This is a genomic window from Pseudomonas sp. PA15(2017) (assembly GCF_001945395.1).
GTDB lineage: Bacteria > Pseudomonadota > Gammaproteobacteria > Pseudomonadales > Pseudomonadaceae > Aquipseudomonas.
In genome coordinates this window covers 394002-418533 of record NZ_MSXV01000058.1, presented here as the reverse complement: position 1 = coordinate 418533, position 24532 = coordinate 394002, and the positions used below count along the sequence as shown (strand labels likewise).

General features: G+C 62.3%; 22 protein-coding genes. 20 read left to right on the top strand and 2 right to left on the bottom strand.

Annotation, left to right across the window (positions count from 1 at the left end):
- Positions 1–17: 17 nt before the first annotated feature.
- The gene (gene map, locus BVH03_RS23690; protein WP_075963567.1) at positions 18–818 is read right to left on the bottom strand and encodes a type I methionyl aminopeptidase; all 801 of its coding nucleotides are present in this window, start codon (positions 816–818) and stop codon (positions 18–20) included.
- A 262-nt stretch (positions 819–1080) separates the two neighbouring features.
- On the opposite strand from map, the gene rpsB reads away from it, so the two are divergent.
- The 18 genes from rpsB to tilS all read left to right on the top strand — a co-directional run bounded on the left by rpsB (position 1081) and on the right by tilS (position 21730).
- On the top strand, positions 1081–1824 hold the full coding sequence (rpsB, locus tag BVH03_RS23685; protein ID WP_075929927.1) for a 30S ribosomal protein S2: 744 nt from the start codon (positions 1081–1083) through the stop codon (positions 1822–1824).
- Between the two features lie 128 nt (positions 1825–1952).
- Positions 1953–2816, top strand: coding sequence for a translation elongation factor Ts (gene tsf / locus BVH03_RS23680; RefSeq protein ID WP_070884114.1), 864 nt, complete (start codon positions 1953–1955; stop codon positions 2814–2816).
- Positions 2817–3052: 236 nt separating this feature from the next.
- The gene (gene pyrH / locus BVH03_RS23675; protein ID WP_013792516.1) at positions 3053–3796 is read left to right on the top strand and encodes a UMP kinase; all 744 of its coding nucleotides are present in this window, start codon (positions 3053–3055) and stop codon (positions 3794–3796) included.
- Complete coding sequence (gene frr / locus BVH03_RS23670) at positions 3793–4350, top strand: ribosome recycling factor (protein WP_075963464.1); 558 nt, start codon at positions 3793–3795, stop codon at positions 4348–4350. Before pyrH ends, frr begins: the two co-directional genes overlap by 4 nt.
- Before the next feature lie 16 nt (positions 4351–4366).
- On the top strand, positions 4367–5131 hold the full coding sequence (gene uppS / locus BVH03_RS23665) for a polyprenyl diphosphate synthase (protein ID WP_075963463.1): 765 nt from the start codon (positions 4367–4369) through the stop codon (positions 5129–5131).
- Positions 5131–5946, top strand: coding sequence for a phosphatidate cytidylyltransferase (locus tag BVH03_RS23660; protein WP_075963462.1), 816 nt, complete (start codon positions 5131–5133; stop codon positions 5944–5946). The genes uppS and BVH03_RS23660 overlap by 1 nt, the downstream gene beginning before the upstream one ends.
- Entirely contained in the window at positions 5943–7136 is a 1194-nt protein-coding gene (ispC, locus tag BVH03_RS23655) for a 1-deoxy-D-xylulose-5-phosphate reductoisomerase (protein WP_075963461.1), read from the top strand. The genes BVH03_RS23660 and ispC overlap by 4 nt, the downstream gene beginning before the upstream one ends.
- A complete protein-coding gene (gene rseP / locus BVH03_RS23650; RefSeq protein ID WP_075963460.1) occupies positions 7133–8485 on the top strand; it encodes a sigma E protease regulator RseP in 1353 nt (450 codons plus the stop codon). The genes ispC and rseP overlap by 4 nt, the downstream gene beginning before the upstream one ends.
- 73 nt (positions 8486–8558) lie before the next feature.
- On the top strand, positions 8559–10919 hold the full coding sequence (gene bamA, locus BVH03_RS23645) for an outer membrane protein assembly factor BamA (protein WP_075963459.1): 2361 nt from the start codon (positions 8559–8561) through the stop codon (positions 10917–10919).
- Between the two features lie 48 nt (positions 10920–10967).
- Complete coding sequence (locus BVH03_RS23640) at positions 10968–11471, top strand: OmpH family outer membrane protein (protein WP_075963458.1); 504 nt, start codon at positions 10968–10970, stop codon at positions 11469–11471.
- Positions 11471–12532: a UDP-3-O-(3-hydroxymyristoyl)glucosamine N-acyltransferase gene (lpxD, locus tag BVH03_RS23635; protein ID WP_075963457.1), complete on the top strand. Its 1062-nt coding sequence runs from the start codon at positions 11471–11473 to the stop codon at positions 12530–12532. Before BVH03_RS23640 ends, lpxD begins: the two co-directional genes overlap by 1 nt.
- Positions 12533–12576: 44 nt before the next feature.
- Positions 12577–13017, top strand: coding sequence for a 3-hydroxyacyl-ACP dehydratase FabZ (gene fabZ / locus BVH03_RS23630; RefSeq protein ID WP_075963456.1), 441 nt, complete (start codon positions 12577–12579; stop codon positions 13015–13017).
- Complete coding sequence (gene lpxA, locus BVH03_RS23625) at positions 13014–13790, top strand: acyl-ACP--UDP-N-acetylglucosamine O-acyltransferase (RefSeq protein ID WP_075929935.1); 777 nt, start codon at positions 13014–13016, stop codon at positions 13788–13790. The genes fabZ and lpxA overlap by 4 nt, the downstream gene beginning before the upstream one ends.
- A gap of 3 nt (positions 13791–13793) precedes the next feature.
- Positions 13794–14927 carry a lipid-A-disaccharide synthase gene (lpxB, locus tag BVH03_RS23620; protein ID WP_075963455.1) on the top strand — a complete coding sequence of 378 codons (1134 nt, stop codon included), beginning with the start codon at positions 13794–13796 and terminating at the stop codon, positions 14925–14927.
- A complete protein-coding gene (gene rnhB / locus BVH03_RS23615) occupies positions 14927–15535 on the top strand; it encodes a ribonuclease HII (protein ID WP_075963454.1) in 609 nt (202 codons plus the stop codon). The genes lpxB and rnhB overlap by 1 nt, the downstream gene beginning before the upstream one ends.
- 77 nt (positions 15536–15612) lie before the next feature.
- The gene (dnaE, locus tag BVH03_RS23610; protein ID WP_075963453.1) at positions 15613–19152 is read left to right on the top strand and encodes a DNA polymerase III subunit alpha; all 3540 of its coding nucleotides are present in this window, start codon (positions 15613–15615) and stop codon (positions 19150–19152) included.
- 241 nt (positions 19153–19393) lie between these two features.
- Complete coding sequence (locus tag BVH03_RS23605) at positions 19394–20344, top strand: acetyl-CoA carboxylase carboxyl transferase subunit alpha (protein ID WP_075963452.1); 951 nt, start codon at positions 19394–19396, stop codon at positions 20342–20344.
- Positions 20345–20419: 75 nt separating this feature from the next.
- Positions 20420–21730 (top strand): tRNA lysidine(34) synthetase TilS, encoded by a 1311-nt coding sequence (gene tilS / locus BVH03_RS23600; RefSeq protein ID WP_075963451.1) that lies wholly within the window; start codon positions 20420–20422, stop codon positions 21728–21730.
- A gap of 222 nt (positions 21731–21952) precedes the next feature.
- Here the strand turns inward: tilS and BVH03_RS27055 are convergent, their stop codons facing one another.
- Positions 21953–22138, bottom strand: a complete 186-nt coding sequence (locus tag BVH03_RS27055) for a hypothetical protein (RefSeq protein WP_236101343.1) — start codon at positions 22136–22138, stop codon at positions 21953–21955.
- Between BVH03_RS27055 and BVH03_RS23595 the strand changes: the two genes are divergently transcribed.
- Positions 22065–23654 (top strand): CTP synthase, encoded by a 1590-nt coding sequence (locus BVH03_RS23595; protein ID WP_256574805.1) that lies wholly within the window; start codon positions 22065–22067, stop codon positions 23652–23654. The genes BVH03_RS27055 and BVH03_RS23595 overlap by 74 nt on opposite strands.
- A 3-nt stretch (positions 23655–23657) precedes the next feature.
- On the top strand, positions 23658–24503 hold the full coding sequence (gene kdsA, locus BVH03_RS23590; RefSeq protein ID WP_075963449.1) for a 3-deoxy-8-phosphooctulonate synthase: 846 nt from the start codon (positions 23658–23660) through the stop codon (positions 24501–24503).
- The last annotated feature ends 29 nt before the right edge of the window (positions 24504–24532 follow it).

Below are 24532 nucleotides of genomic sequence, written 5' to 3'. Positions count from 1 at the left end.
ACAGGTGGATGCTCGTATCAGGCTGAGGTGCGGGCGATGGTGTCGTCGCCGCGCAGGGTGAAGATTTCGTAGCCGTCGGCGGTGACCAGCAGGGTGTGCTCCCATTGGGCGGACAGCTTGCGATCCTTGGTGATCGCGGTCCAGCCGTCGCCCAGCACGCGGGTTTCCGGGCGACCCTGGTTGATCATCGGCTCGATGGTGAAGGTCATGCCCTCCTTGAGTTCCATGCCGGTGCCCGCGCGGCCGTAGTGCAGCACTTGCGGGTCTTCGTGGAACACCGAGCCGATACCGTGGCCGCAGAACTCGCGAACCACCGAGAAGCCATTCTTCTCGGCGTGCTTCTGGATCACTTCGCCGATATCGCCGAGGCGCGCGCCGGGGCGAACCGCTTCGATGCCTTTATAGAGGCATTCCTGGGTGACGCGCGACAGGCGCTCGGCCCATTCCGGCACCTTGCCGACGTGGAACATGCGGCTGGTGTCGCCGTAGTAGCCGTCCTTGATCACGGTGATGTCGATGTTCATCACATCACCTTCCTTGAGCGGCTTGTCGTTGGGAATGCCGTGGCATACCACGTGGTTGAGCGAGGTGCAGATGGATTTCGGAAAGCCCGGGCGACCCGGTGCCGCGCCATAGTTGAGCGGGGCGGGGGTGGCCTTCTGCACATCGACGATATAGTTGTGGCAGATGGTATTGAGTTCGTCCGTGGTGACGCCGGGTTTGACATGCTCGGCGATCATCTCCAGCACGTCGGCGGCCAGGCGACCGGCGATGCGCATTTTCTCGATTTCGTCGGGCGTCTTGAGGGTGACGGTCATGGTGATCTCGGTAGCTCTGTAAAGGGCGGCATGGTAACAGTTTGCGCCGCCAACCTTGAAGCGCCCATGGATGGCGGGGCGGTCATCGATACCGAACATGCATGTAGCCCAAGAGCGGTTTCTATGGTATAAAACGCGCCGCTTTGCGGGGTAGACCCCGAAAGCCTAACCCCACACACGTATCGACACGATTTCCTGGGTGCCCGCAAGGGTTGGAAATTGGGATGCGTGGAGGCCTAACCCGACTTATCAAGGAACTATCATGTCCCAAGTCAACATGCGCGATATGCTGAAGGCCGGTGTGCACTTCGGCCACCAGACCCGTTACTGGAACCCGAAAATGGGCAAGTACATTTTCGGCGCGCGTAACAAGATTCACATCATCAACCTGGAAAAGACCCTGCCGATGTTCAACGACGCGCTGTCGTTCGTTGAAAAGCTGGCTGCTGGCAAGAACAAGATCCTGTTCGTCGGCACCAAGCGTTCCGCTGGCAAGATCGTTCGCGAAGAAGCGGCTCGTTGCAACTCGCCGTTCGTCGATCACCGCTGGTTGGGCGGCATGCTCACCAACTACAAGACCATCCGTGCCTCGATCAAGCGTCTGCGTGATCTGGAAGTGCAGTCCCAGGACGGTACCTTCAGCAAGCTGACCAAGAAAGAAGCGCTGATGCGCACCCGTGATCTGGAAAAACTGGATCGCAGCCTGGGCGGTATCAAGGACATGGGCGGCCTGCCGGACGCACTGTTCGTCATCGACGTCGATCACGAGCGCATCGCGATCACCGAAGCCAACAAGCTGGGCATCCCGGTTATCGGCGTTGTCGATACCAACAGCAGCCCGGAAGGCGTTGACTACATCATTCCGGGTAACGACGACGCCATCCGCGCCATCCAGCTGTACATGGGTGCCATGGCCGACGCCGTTATCCGTGGTCGCAGCAACACCGGCGGCGCTACCGAAGAGTTCGTCGAAGAAGCTCCGGCTGCTGAAGCTGCCGAAGGCTAAGCGGTAACGCAGAGCATCTAGTGTTATGCGCTGCGCAAAAAGGGGGCTAGGCCCCCTTTTTGTCACTCAAAGATTTGATCGCCCGCCTCGCGGGTGATGGTTGAAGACCTACCAAGAGGATTTTCAAGATGGCAGAGATTACTGCAGCACTGGTCAAGGAACTGCGCGAGCGTACCGGCCAAGGCATGATGGAGTGCAAGAAGGCACTGGTTGCCGCTGGTGGCGACATCGAGAAAGCGATCGATGACATGCGTGCTTCGGGCGCCATCAAGGCTGCCAAGAAGGCTGGCAACATCGCTGCCGAAGGCTCCATCGCCGTTCGCGTCGAAGGCAATCGCGGCCTGATCATCGAAGTCAATTCGCAGACCGACTTCCTGGCTCTGCAGGATGACTTCAAAGCCTTCGTCAAGGAGAGCCTGGACGAAGCCTTCGAGAAGAACCTGACCGAAGCCGCTCCGCTGATCGCCTCGCGCGAATCCGCTCGTGAAGCCCTGGTTGCCAAGTGCGGCGAGAACGTCAACATCCGTCGTCTGACCGCTGTTTCCGGTGACACCGTTGGCGCCTACCTGCACGGCCACCGCATCGGCGTTCTGGTCGTCCTGAAGGGCGGCAACGACGAGCTGGCCAAACACGTTGCCATGCACGTTGCTGCGTCCAACCCGGCCGTTGTTTCCGCTGACCAGGTTTCCGAGGAACTGGTTGCCAAGGAAAAGGAAATCTTCCTGCAGCTGAACGCCGAGAAGATCGCCGGCAAGCCGGAAAACATCGTCGAGAACATGGTCAAGGGCCGTATCGCCAAGTTCCTCGCCGAAGCCAGCCTGGTCGAGCAAGCCTTCATCATGGATCCGGAAGTCAAGGTCGGTGACCTGGTGAAGAAAGCCGGTGCCGAAGTCGTTTCCTTCGTTCGTTACGAAGTGGGCGAGGGCATCGAGAAGGCCGAGACCGACTTCGCTGCCGAAGTTGCTGCTCAGGTTGCTGCCAGCAAGCAGTGATAACTGTTAGGGGCTGTTGCCGTTTCACGCACGGCTCGCGTTGAAATGGCAACAGACCCTAGTTAGCGCCCCAGAAGAGGCTGCCCGCTCACGCGCGCGGCCTCTTTTTCAAAGGGGATTTTTTTCGAAACGATGGTCGGTGCCCGTGGCACTCACGGTCGTGAGCGCTGTCGAAGCGCTCGATATGCGAGCCACTCGGTTCGCAGGTTTTTCTTACGCCGCAGGAGAGAATGGTAATGGCTCAGCAGGTGAGTGGTCGTCAACCGCGCTACAAGCGCATTCTGCTCAAACTCAGCGGCGAGGCCCTGATGGGCTCGGAAGATTTCGGCATCGATCCCAAGGTGCTCGATCGCATGGCGCTGGAAGTCGGCCAACTGGTCGGTATCGGCGTACAGGTGGGTGTGGTGATTGGCGGTGGCAACCTGTTCCGTGGTGCAGCGCTCAGCGCCGCCGGTATGGATCGGGTCACCGGTGACCACATGGGCATGCTGGCCACGGTAATGAACGCCCTGGCCATGCGCGACGCCCTGGAGCGCTCGAACATTCCTGCGCTGGTCATGTCGGCCATCTCCATGGTCGGCGTTACCGACCACTACGATCGCCGCAAGGCGATGCGCCACCTGAAAACCGGTGAGGTGGTGATCTTCGCCGCTGGCACTGGCAATCCGTTCTTCACCACCGACTCGGCCGCCTGCTTGCGCGGTATCGAGATCGACGCCGATGTGGTGCTGAAGGCAACCAAGGTGGATGGTGTGTACACTGCCGATCCATTCAAGGATCCGCACGCGGAAAAATTTGATCGTCTCACCTATGACGAGGTGCTGGATCGCAAGCTGGGCGTGATGGACCTGACGGCCATCTGCCTGTGCCGTGATCACAACATGCCGCTGCGTGTTTTCAATATGAACAAGCCCGGTGCCCTGCTCAACGTCGTGGTGGGCGGCGCCGAAGGAACTTTGGTCGAGGAAGGTAAAGAATGATTAACGAAATCAAGAAGGACGCCCAGGTTCGCATGCAGAAGAGCCTGGAATCGCTGGCTCACGCATTCAGCCGCATTCGTACCGGTCAGGCTCACCCCAGCATCCTCGGCGGCGTGATGGTGCCTTACTACGGCGCGGACACCCCGCTGAACCAGGTCGCCAGCGTAACCGTCAAGGATTCGCGCACCCTGCAGGTCGTGGCGTTCGAGCGCAGCATGCTGAGCGCGGTCGACAAGGCCATCCAGAGCGCCGGCCTGGGCTTCAACCCGACCAACCTGGGCGAGTTGCTGCTGGTCACCATGCCGGCACTGACCGAAGAAACCCGCAAGGGCTTCACCAAGCAGGCCCGTGATGCCGCCGAAGACGCCCGCGTTGCCGTGCGCAACATTCGTCGCGACGCCATGAGCCAGCTCAAGGATCTGGTCAAGGAAAAGGAAATCAGCGAAGACGAAGAGCGTCGCGCTGCTGACGACGTACAGAAGCTGACCGACAAGTTCGTGGCCGAGATCGACGTCGCCGTGAAGCAGAAAGAAGCGGACCTGATGGCCGTCTGACGGCCAGGAAGTCGCCATGGACAATTCCAAAGTCGGTGCCGTGATGGCCGTTCCACGGCACGTGGCGATCATTATGGATGGTAACAACCGCTGGGCGCGCAAGCGCCTGCTGCCCGGTGTGGCCGGGCACAAGGCGGGCGTTGATGCGGTACGAGCGGTCATCGAGGTCTGCGCCGATTCGGGCGTGGAAGTGCTGACCCTGTTCGCCTTCTCCAGCGAGAACTGGCAGCGCCCGGCCGATGAGGTCGGTGCGTTGATGGAGCTGTTCCTCAGCGCCTTGCGCCGCGAGGCACGCAAGCTCGACGAGAACGGTATCAGCCTGCGCATCATTGGCGACCGCTCGCGGTTCCATCCCGAATTGCAGGCTGCCATGCGCGAAGCCGAAGCGGCGACCGCTGGTGCCGCCGGCGAAAAACGCTTCATCCTGCAGATCGCCGCCAACTACGGTGGTCAGTGGGATATCGCCCAGGCCGCGCAGCGCCTGGCGCGTGAGGTGCAGGGCGGTCACCTGCAGCCCGAGGACATCACCCCGCGCCTGCTCCAGGGCTGCCTGGCCACCGGTGAGTTGCCGCTGCCGGATCTGTGCATTCGCACGGGCGGCGAGCATCGGATCAGCAATTTCCTGCTCTGGCAGATGGCCTACAGTGAACTGTACTTCTCCGACCTGCTGTGGCCGGACTTCAAGCACGACGCCATGCGCGCAGCGCTGGCGGATTTCGCCAAGCGTCAGCGACGTTTTGGCAAGACCAGTGAACAAGTCGAAGCCGAGGCCCGCGCCTGATGCTCAAGCAACGAATCATTACGGCGCTGATCCTGCTGCCGATCGCCCTGGCAGGGTTCTTCCTGCTCGAAGGTGGCGCGTTCGCGCTGTTCATCGCCGTCGTGGTCGTACTCGGTGCGTGGGAGTGGGCCCGTCTGGCGGGCTTCGAAGCTCAGCCGTTGCGTGTCGCCTATGCCGCCCTGGTGGCGGTACTGCTTTATCTGCTTTATAGCGCCCCCGTGCTGGCGCCCTGGCTGCTGTCCGCCGGCGTGCTGTGGTGGGCCTTTGCGACCTTTCTGGTGCTCAACTACCCGGATAGCAGCCGCTACTGGGGCGGCCTGCCGGGGCGCCTGGCGATTGGCCTGCTGATTCTGCTGCCAGCCTGGCAAGGGCTGGTGGTGATCAAGCAATGGCAACTGGCCAACTGGCTGATCCTGGCGGTGATGGCGCTGGTCTGGGTCGCGGACATCGGCGCCTATTTCTCCGGCAAGCGTTTCGGCAAACGCAAGCTGGCGCCGCGGGTCAGCCCCGGCAAAAGCTGGGAAGGCCTGGTCGGCGGTCTGCTGCTCAGTCTACTGTTGACGGTAGTGGTGGGCTTTTATCGCGAGTGGTCGTTCACGCAGTTTCTTCTCGCGCTGCCGGCCGCTGCGCTGGTGGTGCTGATCTCGGTGGTCGGTGATCTGACCGAGAGCATGTTCAAGCGCCAGTCCGGCATCAAGGACAGCAGCAACCTGTTGCCTGGCCATGGTGGTGTGCTCGACCGCATCGACAGCCTGACGGCGGCGGTTCCCGTATTCGCCATGCTGCTGTGGCTGGCTGGTTGGGGCGCATTGTGAGCCAGGTTCAACAGATCACCGTTCTGGGCGCTACCGGTTCGATCGGCCTGAGCACTCTCGATGTCATCGCGCGCCATCCGTCGCGCTACCAGGCATTCGCCCTGACCGCCTTCAGTCGCCTGGCCGAGTTGGAAGCGCTTTGCATCATTCACCGCCCGCGTTTCGCCGTGGTTGCCGATGCCCTTGCAGCAGCCGCTGTGCAAGCACGCCTGCAGCAGGCTGGGCTGGATACTCGCGTATTGTCTGGCGAGCCCGGATTGTGCGAGGTCGCCGCCCATGCCGAGGTGGATGCCGTGATGGCGGCCATCGTTGGTGCAGCGGGGCTCAAGCCGACCCTGGCAGCGGTCGAAACCGGCAAGAAGGTGCTGCTCGCCAACAAGGAAGCATTGGTGATGTCCGGCGCGCTGTTCATGCGCGCGGTGCGTCAGAGTGGTGCTGTGCTGCTGCCGATCGACAGCGAGCACAACGCGATCTTCCAGTGTTTGCCGCAGGATTATGCACGCGGTCTGCAGCCGGTCGGCGTACGACGTATCCTGCTCACCGCTTCCGGCGGGCCGTTCCGTCAGTCCTCGCCCGAGGCGCTGCACGCGGTAACGCCCGAGCAGGCCTGTGCCCATCCCAACTGGTCGATGGGTCGCAAGATTTCCGTCGACTCGGCCAGCATGATGAACAAGGGGCTGGAGCTGATCGAGGCCTGTTGGCTGTTCGACGCACGGCCCGAGCAGGTCGAGGTGCTGATCCATCCCCAGAGCGTCATCCATTCTCTGGTCGATTACGTCGACGGCTCGGTGCTCGCCCAGTTGGGCAACCCCGACATGCGCACGCCCATCGCCCATGCCCTGGCCTGGCCGCAGCGTATCGACTCGGGCGTCGCGCCGCTGGATCTGCTCGCCGTGGCGCGCCTGGATTTCCAGGCTCCGGACGACGTCCGCTTTCCCTGTCTGCGTCTGGCCCGTGAAGCGGCAGAGGCGGGCGGCAGCGCACCGGCGATGCTCAATGCCGCGAACGAAGTGGCGGTAGCGGCATTTCTCGAGCGGCAGATTCGCTTTACCGATATCGCGCGTATCATTGGCGGCGTTCTCGAGGCCGAACCGGTGGTTGCGGTGGATTGCCTCGATACCGTGCTCGAAGCCGACCGCCGTGCGCGGGAGCTGGCCGGGCAGTGGTTGAATCGCGGAGAGGTGGCATGAGCGCACTCTATATGATCGTTGGCACCCTGATCGCGCTCGGGGTGCTGGTGACCTTCCATGAATACGGTCACTTCTGGGTAGCACGCCGCTGCGGCGTCAAGGTACTGCGTTTCTCCGTGGGCTTCGGCACGCCGCTGGTGCGCTGGCACGACCGCCAAGGCACCGAGTTCGTGATCGCCGCCATCCCGCTGGGCGGCTACGTGAAGATGCTCGACGAGCGCGAAGGCGACGTGCCGCCGGGGTTGGCCGAGCAGTCGTTCAACCGCAAGACCGTCAAGCAACGCTTCGCCATCGTGGCGGCGGGCCCGGCGGCCAACTTCGCCTTGGCGCTGGTGTTCTTCTGGCTGGTGGCCATGCTCGGCAGCCAGCAGGTGCGGCCGGTCATCGGCGCGGTGGAGGCGGGGAGTCTCGCTCAGGTCGCCGGCCTGCAGGCGGGTGAGGAAATCGTCGCGGTCAATGGCAAGGCCACTACCGGCTGGTCGGCGGTCAACCTGCAGTTGGTACGTCGTCTCGGTGAAAGCGGTGAGCTGCTGATCACTACGCGGCATCCCGATGGTGGTGCAGATATGGCCCATCGTGTCGAACTGGACAACTGGCTGCGTGGCGCCAACGAGCCTGATCCGATCGCCTCGTTGGGTATTCGCCCGTGGCGCCCGAGCCTGGCGCCGGTGCTCGCCGAGTTCGACCCGCAGGGGCCTGCACAGGCCGCCGGTTTAAAGCTCGGCGATCGCCTGCTGGCGCTGGACGGGCAACCGCTGAATGATTGGCAGAATCTGGTCGATCGTGTGCGCGGGCTGCCGGGCAAGTCGGTGAGCATTGCCCTGGAGCGTGACGGTCAGCGCCTGGATGTGCCTGTGACCCTGGCCTCGAAAGGCGAGGGCGAAGCGGCCACCGGCTACCTCGGCGCCGGTGTGGCGCCGGCACAATGGCCGGCGCAGATGCTTCGCGAAATCAGCTACGGGCCACTCGAAGCGATCAGCGAGGCTGGCGCGCGAACCTGGACAATGAGCCTTCTGACCCTCGATTCACTGAAGAAAATGCTGTTCGGTGAGCTCTCGGTAAAAAACTTGAGCGGGCCGATAACCATTGCTAAAGTGGCGGGCGCTTCGGCCGAGTCGGGCCTTGGGGACTTTTTGAATTTCCTCGCCTACCTGAGTATCAGCCTCGGCGTTCTCAATTTGCTGCCCATTCCGGTTCTGGATGGCGGACATCTGCTTTATTACCTGGTCGAGTGGGTGCGAGGCCGCCCACTGTCCGAACGGGTGCAGGGTTGGGGGATGCAGATTGGCATCAGCCTGGTGATCGGGGTGATGCTGCTGGCGCTGGTCAACGACCTTGGTCGCCTGTGAGCTCAGCTGAATTATATATCTTTCGTCTCGAACGACTGATTTCTTATCGTTAGTTGGAATAAGAAAGGACTTCATGAAACGTCTGCTGCTACCTGCGGTTCTTTCCGCATTGATGATCGCCGAAGTTCACGCCGAGTCCTTCACCATCTCCGATATCCGCGTTAACGGCCTGCAGCGCGTCTCCGCGGGCAGCCTGTTTGGCGCGCTGCCGCTGAACGTCGGCGAGGCGGCCGATGACCGTACGCTCACCGAGGCGACGCGCGAACTGTTCAGGACCGGCTTCTTCCAGGACATTCAACTGGGTCGTGACGGCAACGTGCTGGTCATTACCGTGGTCGAGCGCCCGTCGATCTCCAGCATCGAGATCGAAGGCAACAAGGCCATCAGCAGTGACGATCTGCTCAAGGGCCTGAACCAGTCGGGCCTGGCCGAAGGCGAAATCTTCCAGCGTGCGACCCTGGAAGGCGTGCGTAACGAACTGCAGCGCCAGTACGTGGCCCAGGGCCGTTACTCCGCCGAGATCGACGCCGAAGTGATTCCTCAGCCGCGCAACCGCGTTGCGCTGAAGATCAACATCAACGAAGGCAGCGTCGCGGCCATTCAGCACATCAACGTGGTCGGCAACAAGGTTTTCTCCGACGAAGACCTGCAGGACCTGTTCGAGCTGAAGACCACCAACTGGCTGTCGTTCTTCCGTAACGACGACAAGTACGCCCGCGAGAAACTCTCCGGTGATCTGGAGCGCCTGCGCTCCTATTACCTGGATCGCGGCTACATCAACATGGATATCACCTCCACCCAGGTATCCATCACCCCGGACAAGAAGCACGTCTACATCACCGTCAATATCGATGAAGGCGAGAAATACACCGTTCGTGATGTGAAACTGTCCGGCGACCTCAAGGTGCCGGAAGAGGAAGTGCGCGCGCTGCTGCTGGTCAAAGAGGGCCAGGTGTTCTCCCGCAAGGTGATGACCAGCACCAGCGAGCTGATCACCCGTCGCCTGGGTAATGAGGGTTACACCTTCGCCAACGTCAACGGCGTGCCTGAGCCACACAACGACGACAACTCGGTATCGATCACCTTCGTCGTCGATCCGGGCAAGCGCGCCTACGTCAACCGCATCAACTTCCGCGGCAACACCAAGACCGAAGACGAAGTGCTGCGCCGCGAAATGCGGCAGATGGAAGGCGGCTGGGCATCGACCTACCTGATCGACCAGTCGAAGACACGTCTGGAACGTCTGGGCTTCTTCAAGGAGGTCAACGTCGAGACTCCGCAGGTGCCGGGTACCGACGACCAGGTCGACGTCAACTACAGCGTCGAGGAGCAGGCGTCCGGCTCGATCACCGCGAGCGTGGGTTTCGCCCAGAATGCCGGTCTGATCCTCGGTGGCTCGATCACCCAGAACAACTTCCTGGGTAGCGGTAACCGCGTCAGCCTCGGCCTGACCCGTAGCGAATACCAGAGCCGCTACAACTTCTCGTTCACCGATCCGTACTGGACCGAGGATGGTGTGAGCCTGGGCTACAACGCCTTCTACCGCACCACCGACTACGACGAGCTTGATGTCGACGTATCCAGCTACTCGGTCGACAGCCTTGGTGCCGGCGTCAACATCGGCTATCCGATCAGTGAAACGTCGCGCCTGACCTACGGCCTGACCGTTCAGCAGGACGAAATCAAAACCGGTCGCTATACCGTCGACGAGATCTTCGACTTCACCCGTCAGCAAGGCGAGAAGTACCTTAACTTCAAAGCCTCCGTCGGCTGGTCCGAGTCCACCCTCAACCGTGGCGTACTGGCCAACCGGGGGCATTCCCAGAGCCTGGTCCTCGAAACCACCGTGCCGGGCAGTGACCTGTCGTTCTACAAACTCGATTACCGCGGCCAGGTCTTCAAGCCGCTGACCGATACCTACACCATGCGCTTCCACACGCAGCTGGGTTACGGCGGCGCTTTCGGCTCCACCGACAAGCTGCCGTTCTACGAGAACTACTACGCAGGCGGTTTCAACTCGGTGCGTGGCTTCAAGGACAGCAGTCTGGGCCCGCGCAGTACGCCAAGTACCGGTACCAATCCGGGTACGCTGCGCGATCCGGACCAGGATCCGCTGCCGTTCGGTGGTAACGTGTTGATCCAGGGCGGCGCCGAGTTGCTGTTCCCGCTGCCCTTCGTCAAGGATCAGCGCTCGCTGCGTACTGCGCTGTTCTGGGACGTGGGTAACGTGTTCGACACCGACTGCAGCGCTGGCCAGAAACGCCGTGGCGACAGCTGCGACATCAGTTTCGGCAACCTGGCCAGTTCGGTGGGTGTCGGCGTTACCTGGATCACGGCACTCGGCCCGCTGAGCTTCAGCCTGGCGATGCCGGTCAAGAAGCCGGATGACGCCGATACCCAGGTATTCCAGTTCTCCCTCGGCCAGACGTTCTAAGCGTCTGCTCACGAATCACCAAGACAGTTTTTCTGCAGGAGTTGCACCGTGCGTAAGTTGACTCAATTGGTTCTGTTAAGCGTCACCATGCTGGCCACCCCGGCCTTCGCCGAAATGAAGATCGCGGTGCTCAACTACCAGATGGCCCTGCTCGAGTCCGACGCGGCCAAGCGCTACGCCGTCGACGCCGAGAAGAAATTCGGCCCGCAACTGAACAAGCTCAAGACCCTGGAAAGCGATGCCAAGCGCATTCAGGATCGCATCGTCAAAGACGGCGAGAAGATGCAGACCGCCGAGCGCGAGCGTCTCGAGCTGGATTTCAAGCAAAAGGCCCGTGACTTCCAGTTCCAGTCCAAGGAGCTGAACGAAGCCAAGGCCGTGGCTGATCGCGACATGCTCAAGAAGCTCAAGCCCAACCTGGACAAGGCCGTCGAAGACGTCATCAAGAATGGCAACTTCGACCTGGTGCTCGAGCGCGGCGCGGTCATCGATGTCAAACCGCAGTTCGACATCACCCGCCAGGTCATCGAGCGCATGAACCAGATGCGTTGATGATGTCCACACCGGTATTCACGCTCGGCCAGTTGGCCGAGCAGCTGGGCGCCACCTTGCGTGGCGCCTCTGAGCTTCGGGTCGACGGGCTGGCAACCTTGCAGGATGCCGGCCCGTCTCAGCTGACGTTCCTGTCCAATGCGCAGTATCGCAAGCACTTGGGCAGTTGCCAGGCGGCGGCGGTGCTGCTCACGGCGGCGGATGCGGAAGGCTTCACCGGCAATATGCTGATCGTCGCCAATCCGTACCTGGCCTACGCCTCGCTATCCCACCTGTTCGATCGCAAGCCCAAGGCTGCGCCGGGTGTTCACCCGACGGCAGTTGTCGCCAGCGATGCGCAGGTCGACCCGAGCGCGGCGATCGGCCCGTATGCGGTGATCGAGGCAGGCGCGAAGATCGCTGCCGGGGTCACCGTCGGTGCCCATTGCGTGGTCGGCGCGCGCTCCGAAATCGGCGAGGGTGGCTGGTTGGCGCCGCGGGTCACCCTGTATCACGACGTGCGCATCGGCAAACGCGTGGTCATCCAGTCCGGTGCGGTGATCGGTGGTGAGGGCTTCGGCTTCGCCAACGAGAAGGGCGTCTGGCAGAAGATCGCCCAGATTGGTGGCGTGAGCATTGGTGATGACGTCGAAATCGGCGCCAACACCACCCTCGATCGCGGTGCCCTGTCCGACACACGTATCGGCAACGGCGTGAAGCTGGATAACCAGATCATGATCGCGCACAACGTGCAGGTCGGCGACAACACGGCGATGGCTGCCTGTGTCGGGATTTCCGGCAGCACGTCGATCGGCAAGAACTGTATGATCGCCGGCGGCGTGGGGATGGTCGGTCATATCGATGTATGTGATGGCGTATTCGTGACCGGCATGACCATGGTCACGCGCTCGATCACCGAGCCTGGTGCCTATTCGTCGGGCACCGCCATGCAACCTGCGGCCGAGTGGAAGAAAAGCGTGGCGCGTATCCGCCAGCTGGACGACATGGCGCGGCGTGTGAAGCAGTTGGAAAAACAGCTCGCTGCCGTGACCTCGAGCGGGAATGCCTCATCTGATGCCTGAGCCAATGGCTGGCTCTCTTCTTTTTATTACGGGCTTCTCTGGAAATGATGGAAATCAACGAAATTCGCGAGTACTTGCCGCACCGTTATCCGTTCCTGCTGGTGGATCGGGTCACGGATCTGGATCTTGATGGCAAGTGCGTTCGTGCCTATAAGAATGTCAGCGTCAACGAGCCATTCTTCAACGGCCATTTTCCCGAGCACCCGATCATGCCGGGCGTTCTCATCATCGAGGCCATGGCCCAGGCAGCCGGTATCCTCGGTTTCAAGATGATGGACGTGAAGCCTGCCGACGGCACGCTCTACTACTTCGTCGGCTCCGATAAGCTACGCTTTCGTCAGCCGGTTGTGCCCGGTGACCAGCTGATCCTCGAGGCCAAGTTCCTCAGCAGCAAGCGCAGCATCTGGAAGTTCGAATGCAAGGCCACGGTCGACGGTAAAGAAGTGTGCTCGGCCGAAATCATCTGTGCGGAACGCAAGTTATGAGTTTGATTGACCCTCGCGCCATCATCGATCCCAGCGCCAAGCTGGCAGACGACGTCGTCGTCGGCCCTTGGTCGATCATTGGGCCCGACGTAGAAATTGGCGAGGGCTGTGTGCTGGGTCCCAACGTGATTATCAAGGGCCCTACCCGGATCGGGAAGCACAACAAGATCTACCAGTTCGCCTCCCTGGGTGAAGACACCCCGGATCGCAAGTACAAGGGTGAGCCTACGCGCCTGGTCATCGGTGATCACAACATCATCCGTGAAGGCGTGACCATGCACCGTGGCACTATTCAGGATCGTGACGAAACCACCATCGGTGACCACAACCTGATCATGGCCTATGCCCATATCGGCCACGACAGCGTGGTCGGCAATCACTGCATTCTGGTCAATAACGTGGCCCTGGCCGGACACGTGCACATCGGCGACTGGGCCATCCTGTCCGGTTATACCCTGGTGCACCAGTTCTGCCATATCGGCGCGCATGCCTTTGCTGGCATGGGCGCGGCGATCGGCAAGGACGTCCCAGCTTACGTGACGGTATCGGGCAACCCGGCCGAAGCGCGCAGCATGAACTTCGAGGGCCTGCGCCGTCGTGGTTTCAGCGCCGAGTCGATGCAGGCGCTGCGCCGCGCCTACAAGATCGTCTACCGCCAGGGCTTCACCATCGAAGAAGCGTTGGTCGAGCTGGAAGAAGTGGCTGCTCAGTTCTCCGAAGTAGCGGTTTTCCGCGATTCGATCCTGACCTCCAGTCGCGGCATTACTCGCTGAACCATGGCTGAGGTATTGCGTGTCGCGCTGGTTGCCGGCGAGGCATCCGGCGACATTCTCGGCGCAGGCCTGATGCAGGCGCTCAAGATCAAGCACCCCAACGTGGAGTTCATCGGCGTAGGCGGCCCGCGCATGCAGGCCGAGGGGCTGGTCAGCGATTTTCCCATTGAGCGCCTGGCGGTCATGGGCCTGGTCGAAGTACTGGGTCGGCTGCCCGAGCTGTTGTCGCGTCGCCGTCGGCTGATTGCCAGCCTGATCGAGCGCAAGCCCGATGTGTTCATTGGCATCGACGCGCCGGATTTCACCCTCGGTGTCGAGCTCAAGTTGCGCCAGGCCGGCATTCGCACCGTGCACTACGTCAGCCCCTCGGTATGGGCGTGGCGGCAGAAGCGTGTGTTGAAGATTCGCGATGCCTGCGACCTGATGCTCACCCTGTTTCCCTTCGAGGCGCAGTTCTACGAGGCGCACCAGGTGCCGGTCTGCTTCGTGGGACATCCGCTGGCCGATGCGATTCCCCTGCAGGCTGATCGCACTGCAGCCCGTGAACAGCTCGGCCTGCCGCTCGATGCAGCCGTGGTGGCGTTGTTACCAGGCAGCCGGGGCGGCGAGGTGTCGCGCCTGGGCGGCCTGTTTCTCGATGCTGCCGAGCGATTGCGTGCGCTGCGGCCGGGCGTGCGTTTCGTACTGCCCTGTGCCAGTGCGGAACGTCGCCAGCAGCTCGAACAGATGCTTGGCGGTCGTGACCTGCCACTGCAATTGCTCGACGGCCGCTCCCACGATGCGCTGGCTGCTTGCGATGCGGTGCTGATCGCTTCCGGCACCGCGACCCTCGAGGCGCTGCTCTACAAGCGGCCGATGGTGGTGGCCTATCGTGTCGCGCCGCTGACCTTCAGTATTCTCAAGCGTCTGGTGAAGAGCCCGTACATCTCGCTGCCCAATCTGCTCGCCCAGCGGCTGCTGGTCCCCGAGCTGATCCAGGATGCGGCCACCGCCGATGCCCTGGCGCAGGCGGTCGCGCCGTTGCTGGTGGACGGTGAGGTGCAGACCGAAGGCTTCGATGCCATCCACCGCACCCTGCGCCGCGATGCCTCCGAGCGCGCGGCTACGGCGGTGCTCGACCTGTTGGGGCGCAGCTGATGCAGTTGGGCCTGGATTTCGCTACCGTCGAGGAGCTGGTTGCCGGCGTCGATGAAGTGGGCCGCGGGCCGCTCTGTGGTGCGGTGGTGACCGCGGCGGTGATTCTCGATCCGGCGCGGCCGATTCTCGGGCTCAACGATTCCAAGAAGCTGACCGAGGCGCGGCGCGAAAAACTCTTCGATGAAATTCGCGAAAAGGCGCTGGCCTGGTGCATTGCCCGCGCGGAGGTGGAAGAGATCGATCGCCTCAATATTCTGCACGCCACCATGCTGGCCATGCAGCGCGCGGTCGAAGGCCTGAGCGTGACACCGAAACTGGCGCTGATCGACGGCAATCGCTGCCCGAAGCTCTCGGTGCCCAGCGCACCGGTGATCGGGGGTGATGCCCAGGTGCCGGCCATCGCCGCCGCTTCGATCCTCGCCAAGGTCAGTCGAGACCGCGAAATGCGCGAGCTGGACGCACTCTACCCAGGCTATGGCATCGCGCTGCACAAGGGCTATCCGACGCCCGTTCATCTCGAGGCCCTGACCCGTCTGGGCCCGACGCCCATCCACCGGCGCTCCTTCGCGCCGGTACGCCGCCTGCTGGAAGCCATGAGCGACAACTGAGCGTAACTCAGGCCGCTGTCCATCCTTCCAGTTACGGTACAATCCGCGTTTTGTCGCTTTTCCTGCAGGGCTTCTTCATGGCTGTTTCCTTCGTTCATCTTCGCCTGCACACCGAATACTCCCTGGTCGACGGACTGGTTCGCGTCAAGCCGCTGGTCAAGACCGTGGCCGGGGCCGGCATGCCCGCCGTCGCGGTCACCGACATGAGCAACATGTGCTCGCTGGTGAAGTTCTACAAAGCCGCCATGGGCGCCGGCATCAAGCCGATCTGCGGCGCCGATATCTGGCTGGCCAGTGCCTACGAAGATGGCCCGCTGACGCGCATGACCCTGCTGGCGATGAATCCCAAGGGTTACCGCAACCTCACCGAGCTGGTCTCGCGCGGCTGGAGCGAGGGGCAGAGCAACGACCTGGTGATCATCCAGCGCGATTGGGTGAAAGCCGCCAGCGAAGGGCTGATCGCCCTGTCCGGTGCCAAGGAGGGCGAGATCGGTCACGCGCTGCTCGATGGCGAGCCGGCCAAGGCCGAAACGTTGCTGCGGGAATGGCAGGCGGTGTTTCCCGAGCGCTTCTACCTCGAAGTGCAGCGCACCAGCCGCGTCAATGACGAGGAGCACCTGCATGCCGCCGTGGCCCTGGCCGACAAGACCGGCGCACCACTGGTGGCCACCAACGATGTGCGCTTTCTCAAACAGAGCGATTTCGAGGCCCATGAAACCCGCGTGTGCATCGGTGAGGGGCGCATCCTCGACGACCCACGCCGCCCGCGTATCTACTCCGATCAGCAGTACCTGAAATCGCCAGAGGAAATGGCCGAGCTGTTCGGTGATCTGCCCGACGCCCTGCAGAACACCGTCGAGATCGCCAAGCGCTGCAACATCGAGGTTCAGCTGGGCAAATACTTCCTGCCGGACTTCCCGGTGCCGGAAGGCATGACCATCGACGAGTATTTCCGCAAGGTGTCGTTCGACGGCCTCGACGAGCGTCTCGAAGTCCTGCTGCCCAAGGACACGCCGGATTACGACGCCAAGAAGCAGGTGTACATCGACCGGCTGAATTTCGAGCTGGATATCATCATCCAGATGGGTTTCCCCGGGTACTTCCTGATCGTTATGGACTTCATCCAGTGGGCCAAGAGCAACGGTGTGCCAGTGGGGCCGGGCCGTGGTTCAGGTGCCGGTTCGCTGGTGGCCTACGTGCAGAAGATCACCGACCTCGATCCGCTGGCCTATGACCTGCTGTTCGAGCGCTTCCTCAACCCCGAGCGGGTGTCCATGCCCGACTTCGACGTCGACTTCTGCATGGACGGTCGCGACCGGGTCATCGATTACGTGGCCGAGAAGTACGGGCGTAACGCGGTGAGCCAGATCATCACCTTCGGCTCCATGGCGGCCAAGGCGGTGGTGCGCGACGTCGCGCGGGTGCAGGGCAAGTCCTACGGGTTGGCGGATCGCCTGTCGAAGATGATCCCCTTCGAAGTGGGCATGACGCTGGAAAAGGCCTTCGAGATGGAAGAGCCACTGCGCGACTTCCTCAAGGTCGACGAAGAGGCCGCCGAGATTTGGGACATGTCCCTCAAGCTCGAAGGCATCGTGCGCGGCACCGGCAAACACGCCGGCGGCGTGGTGATCGCCCCGACCAAGCTGACCGATTTCGCGCCGATCGCCTGTGACGAGGAAGGCGCCGGCCTGGTGACCCAGTTCGACAAGGACGACGTCGAGCAGGCCGGTCTGGTGAAGTTCGACTTCCTCGGCCTGCGCACCCTGACCATCATCAAGTGGGCACTGGAAACCATTCACCGCGACCAGCGCGCGGCCGGCGTCGCCGAAGAGGATCTGGTCAACGTCGACTTCATTCCGCTCGACGACAAGCCGACTTATCAGATGCTGCAGAAAGCCGAGACCACGGCCGTCTTCCAGCTCGAATCGCGCGGCATGAAGGAGCTGATCAAGAAGCTCAAGCCCGACTGCCTGGAAGACATGATCGCACTGGTGGCGTTGTTCCGCCCCGGCCCGCTGCAGTCGGGCATGGTGGACGACTTCATCAACCGTAAGCACGGCCGTGCCGAGCTGTCCTACCCGCATCCGGATTACCAGTATGCAGGTCTGGAGCCGGTGCTCAAGCCGACCTACGGGATCATCCTTTACCAGGAACAGGTCATGCAGATCGCCCAAGTCATGGGCGGTTATACCCTCGGTCAGGCGGACATGCTGCGCCGGGCCATGGGCAAGAAGAAACCCGAGGAAATGGCCAAGCAGCGTGGCGGTTTCATCGAGGGGTGTGCCAACAACGGCATCGATGCCGATCTGGCGGGTAACATCTTCGACTTGGTGGAAAAGTTCGCCGGTTACGGCTTCAACAAGTCCCACTCTGCCGCCTACGGCCTGGTGTCCTACCAGACCGCCTGGCTGAAGGCCCACTATCCTGCGCCATTCATGGCTGCGGTACTGTCGGCGGATATGCACAACACCGACAAGGTGGTCATTCTCATCGAGGAATGCCGCAGCATGAAGCTGCGCATCGATCCGCCGGATGTGAATGCCTCGGAATTCAAGTTCACCGTCAGCCAGGATGCGAAACAGACCGAGCGAATCCTCTACGGCCTCGGTGCGGTCAAGGGCGTGGGCGAGGGTCCGGTAGAGGCCATCGTCGAGGCCCGGCAGGATGGTCCGTTCAAGGACTTGTTCGATTTCTGCTCGCGCGTCGATCTCAAACGCATCAACAAGCGCACCATGGAAGCGCTGATCCGCAGCGGTGCGCTGGATCGCCTCGGCCCGCACTTCCATGACGAGATCAAGGCCTACCAGGCCAACATCGACCGCAATCGTGCCGTGCTGCTGGCGGCGATGGAAGAGGCGGTGCAGGCCGCCGAGCAGACCGCGCGGAGCCACGACAGTGGGCATATGGACCTGTTCGGTGGCGTGTTCGCCAGCCCCGAAGCGGACGTCTATGCCAACCATCGCAAGGCCCGCGAGCTGTCCCTCAAGGAACGCCTCAAAGGCGAGAAGGACACTCTGGGCCTGTATCTGACCGGCCACCCGATCGATGAATACGAAAGCGAGGTGCGGCGTTTCGCCCGCCAGCGCATCGTCGATCTCAAGCCGGCCCGCGATACCCAGACCATCGCCGGCCTTATCGTCAACCTGCGGGTGATGAAGAACAAGAAGGGCGACAAGATGGGCTTCATCACCCTGGACGACCGCTCCGGGCGCATCGAGGCCTCGCTGTTCGCCGATGCCTTCGCCAGCAACCAGGCTTTACTGCAGAGCGACGCCCTGGTGGTGGTGGAGGGGGAGGTCAGTAACGACGACTTCTCCGGTGGTATGCGCCTGCGCGCCAAACGGGTGATGAGCCTGGAAGAAGCGCGCACCGGCCTGGCCGAAAGCCTGCGGGTCAAGGTGCAGGCCACGGCGCTCAAGGGCGACCGGCTACGCTGGCTGGGCGAATTGTGCCAGCGCCATCGCGGCGCCTGCCCGATCACCCTGGATTACACCGGTGCCGACGCCAAGGCCCTGCTGCAGTTTGGCGAGGACTGGCGAATCGATCCGGCCGACAGCTTGATTCAAGTTTTGCGTGACCAGTTCGGGCGAGAAAACGTCTTCCTGCAATACCGCTAGAATAGCGGCGCTGAAAGTCCGGGCTCAGGCCCTGTCTTCCAGCCCTGACACCGCATGCTTGCCTCCGCCGCAACCCGATCCGCGTGATCGGGTTGCCGAGCGAATGCCTGGCGCATTTGCCGGCATTTTCGCCCGAAGTGCACAGCAGGTGTCGACCTGAAGGCGCCTGTTCCTATAAGGTAGGCGCCAATTGGATACACGCTCCCCGGCCTTTTTGGCCGTCGACGCATGACGGATGCCTATGAACCCGAATTATCTCGATTTCGAACAGCCGATTGCCGACCTGCAAGCCAAGATCGAAGAGCTTCGTCTGGTCGGTAACGACAACTCCCTGAACATCGGCGACGAAATCGCCCGCCTGCAGGACAAGAGCAGCACGCTCACCGAGAGCATCTTCAGCAATCTGACCAGCTGGCAGATCGCTCGCCTCGCGCGTCATCCGCAGCGTCCGTACACCCTGGATTACCTGCAGCACATCTTTACCGAGTTCGACGAGCTGCATGGCGACCGCCATTTCTCCGACGACGCGGCCATCGTCGGTGGCGTCGCGCGCCTGAATGGCCAGCCAGCGATGGTCATCGGCCACCAGAAGGGCCGTGAAGTTCGCGAGAAGGTACGCCGCAACTTCGGCATGCCGCGCCCGGAAGGCTACCGCAAGGCCTGCCGCCTGATGGAAATGGCCGAGCGCTTCAAGATGCCGATCCTGACCTTCATCGACACCCCGGGCGCCTATCCGGGTATCGACGCCGAAGAGCGTGGCCAGAGCGAGGCGATCGCCTGGAACCTGCGCGTCATGGCACGCCTGAAGACGCCGATCATCTCCACCGTGATTGGTGAGGGCGGCTCCGGCGGCGCACTGGCCATCGGTGTGTGCGATAACCTCAACATGCTCGAGTACTCGACCTACGCGGTGATCTCGCCGGAAGGCTGCGCTTCGATTCTGTGGAAGACCGCCGAGAAGGCGCCGGAAGCCGCCGAAGCCATGGGCATCACCGCCGAGCGCCTGAAAGGCCTGGGTATCGTCGACAAGGTGATCGCCGAGCCGCTGGGTGGCGCACACCGTGATCCGGCCGCCACTGCCGAATCGATTCGCCAGACGTTGGCCGCTCAGCTCGAGGACCTGCGCAAGCTCGATACCGACGGGCTGCTGGCTCGTCGCTACGAGCGCCTGATGAGCTACGGTATCGCCTGATGCCGCTTCCCCCCGCAAGCAGGCCAATCGCCCCGATGGCCGCCATGCTTGCGGGGTCGCTTCACTGACCTCTGCATGTCTCTTGAATCTGCCGTGCTTGCACGCCTTGCGGCGTGTCGCCATGCGCCGCTGTGGCGGGTAGCGTTTTCCGGCGGGCTCGATTCCACGGTGCTGCTGCACCTTTTGGCCAGCGCTGCCCGGCGCCATGATCTGCCACCCATCCGCGCTATCCATGTTCATCATGGGTTGCAGGCGGCCGCCGATGAGTGGCCTGCGCATTGTCAGCAGGTGTGCGACAGCCTGGGTGTCGCCCTGGACGTCCGTCACGTGCAGGTCGAGCCGGGCGCCAGCCTGGAACGCGCCGCCCGCGAGGCGCGCTATGCGGCGTTTTCCGCGCTGATGGTGCCGGACGAGGTGCTGGTGCTGGCCCAGCATCAGAATGATCAGGCGGAAACGCTGCTCTATCGTCTGTTGCGCGGTGCCGGGGTGCGAGGGTTGGCGGCCATGGCCCATAGCCGTCCGCTGGGGCGGGGGCATGCCGTCAGGCCGCTGCTGGACGAGCCTCGCAAGACGCTGGAAGCCTATGCGTCGCGTCATGGGCTGCACTGGGTGGAAGATCCTTCGAACGGCGACAGTGGCTTGGCTCGCAACTTTCTGCGTCAGGACATCCTGCCGCGTCTGGCTGGCCACTGGCCCGGCGCGTGCGCGGTGCTGGCCCGTGCGGCAGCCCACCAGGCCGAAGCTCAGGCGCTCCTGGACGAGCTCGCTGACATCGACCTGCAGCGCTCGCACGCTGCGCTCGGTCTTCCATGGTTGAGCATCCCCAGCCTCGATTTACGGATACTTCGCCAGCTCTCCGAGGCACGCCAGCGCAATCTGCTCAGGCGCTGGCTGGGCGACCGTACTCGCCTGCCGGACAGCCGGCATTGGCAGGGCTGGGCGGATTTGCGCGATGCTGCCGCGGATGCGTCGCCAATCTGGCGACTGGAAAGCGGCGAGCTGCGTCGCCATGGTGAACGATTGTCGTGGCTGGAGGCTGCGTGGAGCGCTCCCTGGGAGAGCCAGGAGCAGCCCTGGCCAGATGGTCGACAGCCGCTCCCGCTGCCTGGCAACGGCATGGTCGAAATGGCCGGGCAGGTCCCCGATGGGCGGCTGAGCATTGCTTACCGGCAAGGCGGCGAAGTGCTCGACGTTCCGGGCCGTGGTCGGCGTGATCTCAAGCGCTTGCTGCAGGAGGCCGGCATACCCGAGTTCATCCGGCCTCGGCTGCCGCTGTTGCGGCGCGATGGCCAGTTGGTAGCGGTCGCCAATTTGCCGCTCGATCCGGCGTGCGGTGAATTGCGTTGGCACTTTTCCTCGTGGGTGCGACCGGTTGCGCCAGGCTGATCACGCAACAACTCGCTGTCGATATGCAAGGTTTTGATTCGGCGGGTATTTTCTGCGAAACCCGTATTCTGTCGGCAGCCGTTTTCGCGCTGCACTGGCTTGCCGTTCTTCCCCCCTCAGCACGTTTCCGGTAGACTACGCTCCCGTCTCTATTCAGGTATTCGCTGCTTCTTCCAGAAGCGGTGGATGTTTGCTATTTGCCGGCATGGTTCGCCATGTTTGCTAAGGTGAACCAAGGCCTTCTCTGCTCCCCGGCGGCTCGACCGCCACTGCTGACTTCTTAGGGTTTTTCATGACGCGCTTCATTTTCGTCACGGGTGGTGTTGTTTCTTCGTTGGGGAAAGGCATCGCCTCGGCATCCTTGGCGGCAATCCTGGAGGCGCGGGGCCTGAAGGTCACGATGCTCAAACTGGATCCGTACATCAACGTCGATCCGGGCACCATGAGCCCGTTCCAGCATGGTGAGGTATTCGTCACCCACGATGGCGCCGAGACCGACCTCGATCTGGGTCACTACGAGCGTTTCATCCGCACCACCATGACCAAGAGCAACAACTTCACCACCGGCCGCGTGTACGAAGACGTGCTGCGCAAGGAGCGCCGTGGTGATTACCTGGGTGCGACCATCCAGGTCATCCCGCACATCACCGACGAGATCAAGCGCCGCATCATCAAGGGTGCTGGCGACGCCGACGTGGCCATGGTCGAGATCGGCGGTACGGTCGGTGACATCGAGTCCCAGCCGTTCCTCGAAGCCATCCGCCAACTGCGCGTGGAAGTGGGCGCCAAGCGCGCCATGCTGATGCACCTGACCCTGGTGCCGTACATTGCCACCGCCGGCGAGACCAAGACCAAGCCGACTCAGCACTCGGTCAAGGAGCTGCGCTCCATCGGCCTGCAGCCCGACGTGCTGGTGTGCCGCTCGGATCACCCGATCGACGTATCGTCGCGCCGCAAGATCGCTCTGTTCACCAACGTCGAAGAGCGTGCGGTGATCAGCCTGGAAGACGTCGACACCATCTACAAGATCCCGGGTGTGCTGCATGCCCAGGGCCTGGATGACTTCGTTGTCGAGCGTTTCGGCCTGGATTGCCGCGGCGCCGATCTCTCCGAATGGGACCGCGTGGTGGATGCCAAGCTGAACCCTTCGAGCGAAGTCACCATCGCCATGGTCGGCAAGTACATGGAACTGCTGGACGCCTACAAGTCGCTGATCGAAGCGATGAGCCACGCAGGCATCCAGAACCGCACCAAGGTCAACCTGCGCTACATCGATTCCGAAGACATCGAGAATCAGGGCACCGACCTGCTGCAAGGCGTCGACGCGATTCTGGTGCCGGGCGGTTTCGGCCTGCGTGGCGTGGAAGGCAAGATCACCACGGTCAAATATGCCCGCGAGAACAAGATCCCCTACCTGGGTATCTGCCTCGGCATGCAGGTGGCGGTCATCGAGTTCGCCCGTAACGTGCTGGGCTGGAGTGATGCCAACTCCACCGAATTCGACATCGCCAGCGGCCACCCGGTGGTCGGCCTGATCACCGAATGGCAGGACGCGACCGGCGCCACCGAGTCGCGCACCGAGGCCTCCGATCTGGGCGGCACCATGCGCCTGGGTGCCCAGGATTGCCAACTGCTGCCGAACTCGCAGGTGCACGCCTGCTACGGCAAGGACGTGATCGTCGAACGCCATCGCCACCGCTACGAAGTCAACAACAACCTGCTGCCTCAGCTCATCGAAGCGGGTCTCAAGGTGACCGGCCGCTCCGGCGACGGCGCTCTGGTCGAAGTGGTGGAGAGCGCTGACCATCCGTGGTTCGTGGCCTGCCAGTTCCACCCGGAATTCACTTCCACGCCCCGTGACGGTCACCCGCTGTTCAGCGGTTTCGTCAACGCGGCGCTCGCCCATCAAGCGAAGAAGGTCTGACCCATGGCACAGAAGACCGTTCGTGTCGGCAAGATCGACGTCGCCAACGACAAGCCTTTCGTGCTGTTCGGCGGCATCAACGTGCTGGAGTCCCGTGATCTGGCGATGCGGGCCTGCGAAGAATACGTACGGGTGACCGACAAGCTCGGCATCCCTTATGTTTTCAAGGCCAGCTTCGACAAGGCCAACCGCTCTTCGGTGACGTCCTTCCGTGGCCCTGGCCTGGAAGAAGGCATGAAGATCTTCGAGGACGTGAAGAAGACCTTCGGCGTGCCGGTGATCACCGACGTTCACGAACCCGACCAGGCGCAGCCGGTGGCCGAAGTCTGCGACATCATCCAGCTGCCGGCCTTCCTGTCCCGGCAAACCGACCTGGTCGTCGCGATGGCCAAGACTGGTGCCGTGATCAACATCAAGAAGGCGCAGTTTCTCGCTCCCCAGGAGATGAAACATATTCTCGCCAAGTGTGTCGAAGCCGGGAACGATCAGTTGATCCTCTGCGAGCGCGGCTCCTCTTTCGGGTACAACAACCTGGTGGTGGACATGCTCGGCTTCGGCATCATGAAGGCCTTCGAATACCCGGTGTTCTTCGATGTTACCCACGCCCTGCAGATGCCGGGCGGCCGAGCGGACTCCGCCGGCGGCCGTCGCGCCCAGGTCACCGAGCTGGCCAAGGCCGGTATGAGTCAGGGGTTGGCGGGCTTGTTCCTCGAAGCGCATCCGGATCCGGAAAACGCCAAGTGCGACGGCCCTTGTGCGCTGCGCCTGGACAAGCTGGAACCCTTTCTCGCTCAGCTCAAGCAACTGGATGATCTGATCAAGAGTCAGGAACCGATCGAAACCGCCTGATGGCGTTTTCCGGTTCCGCCTGTTCCACC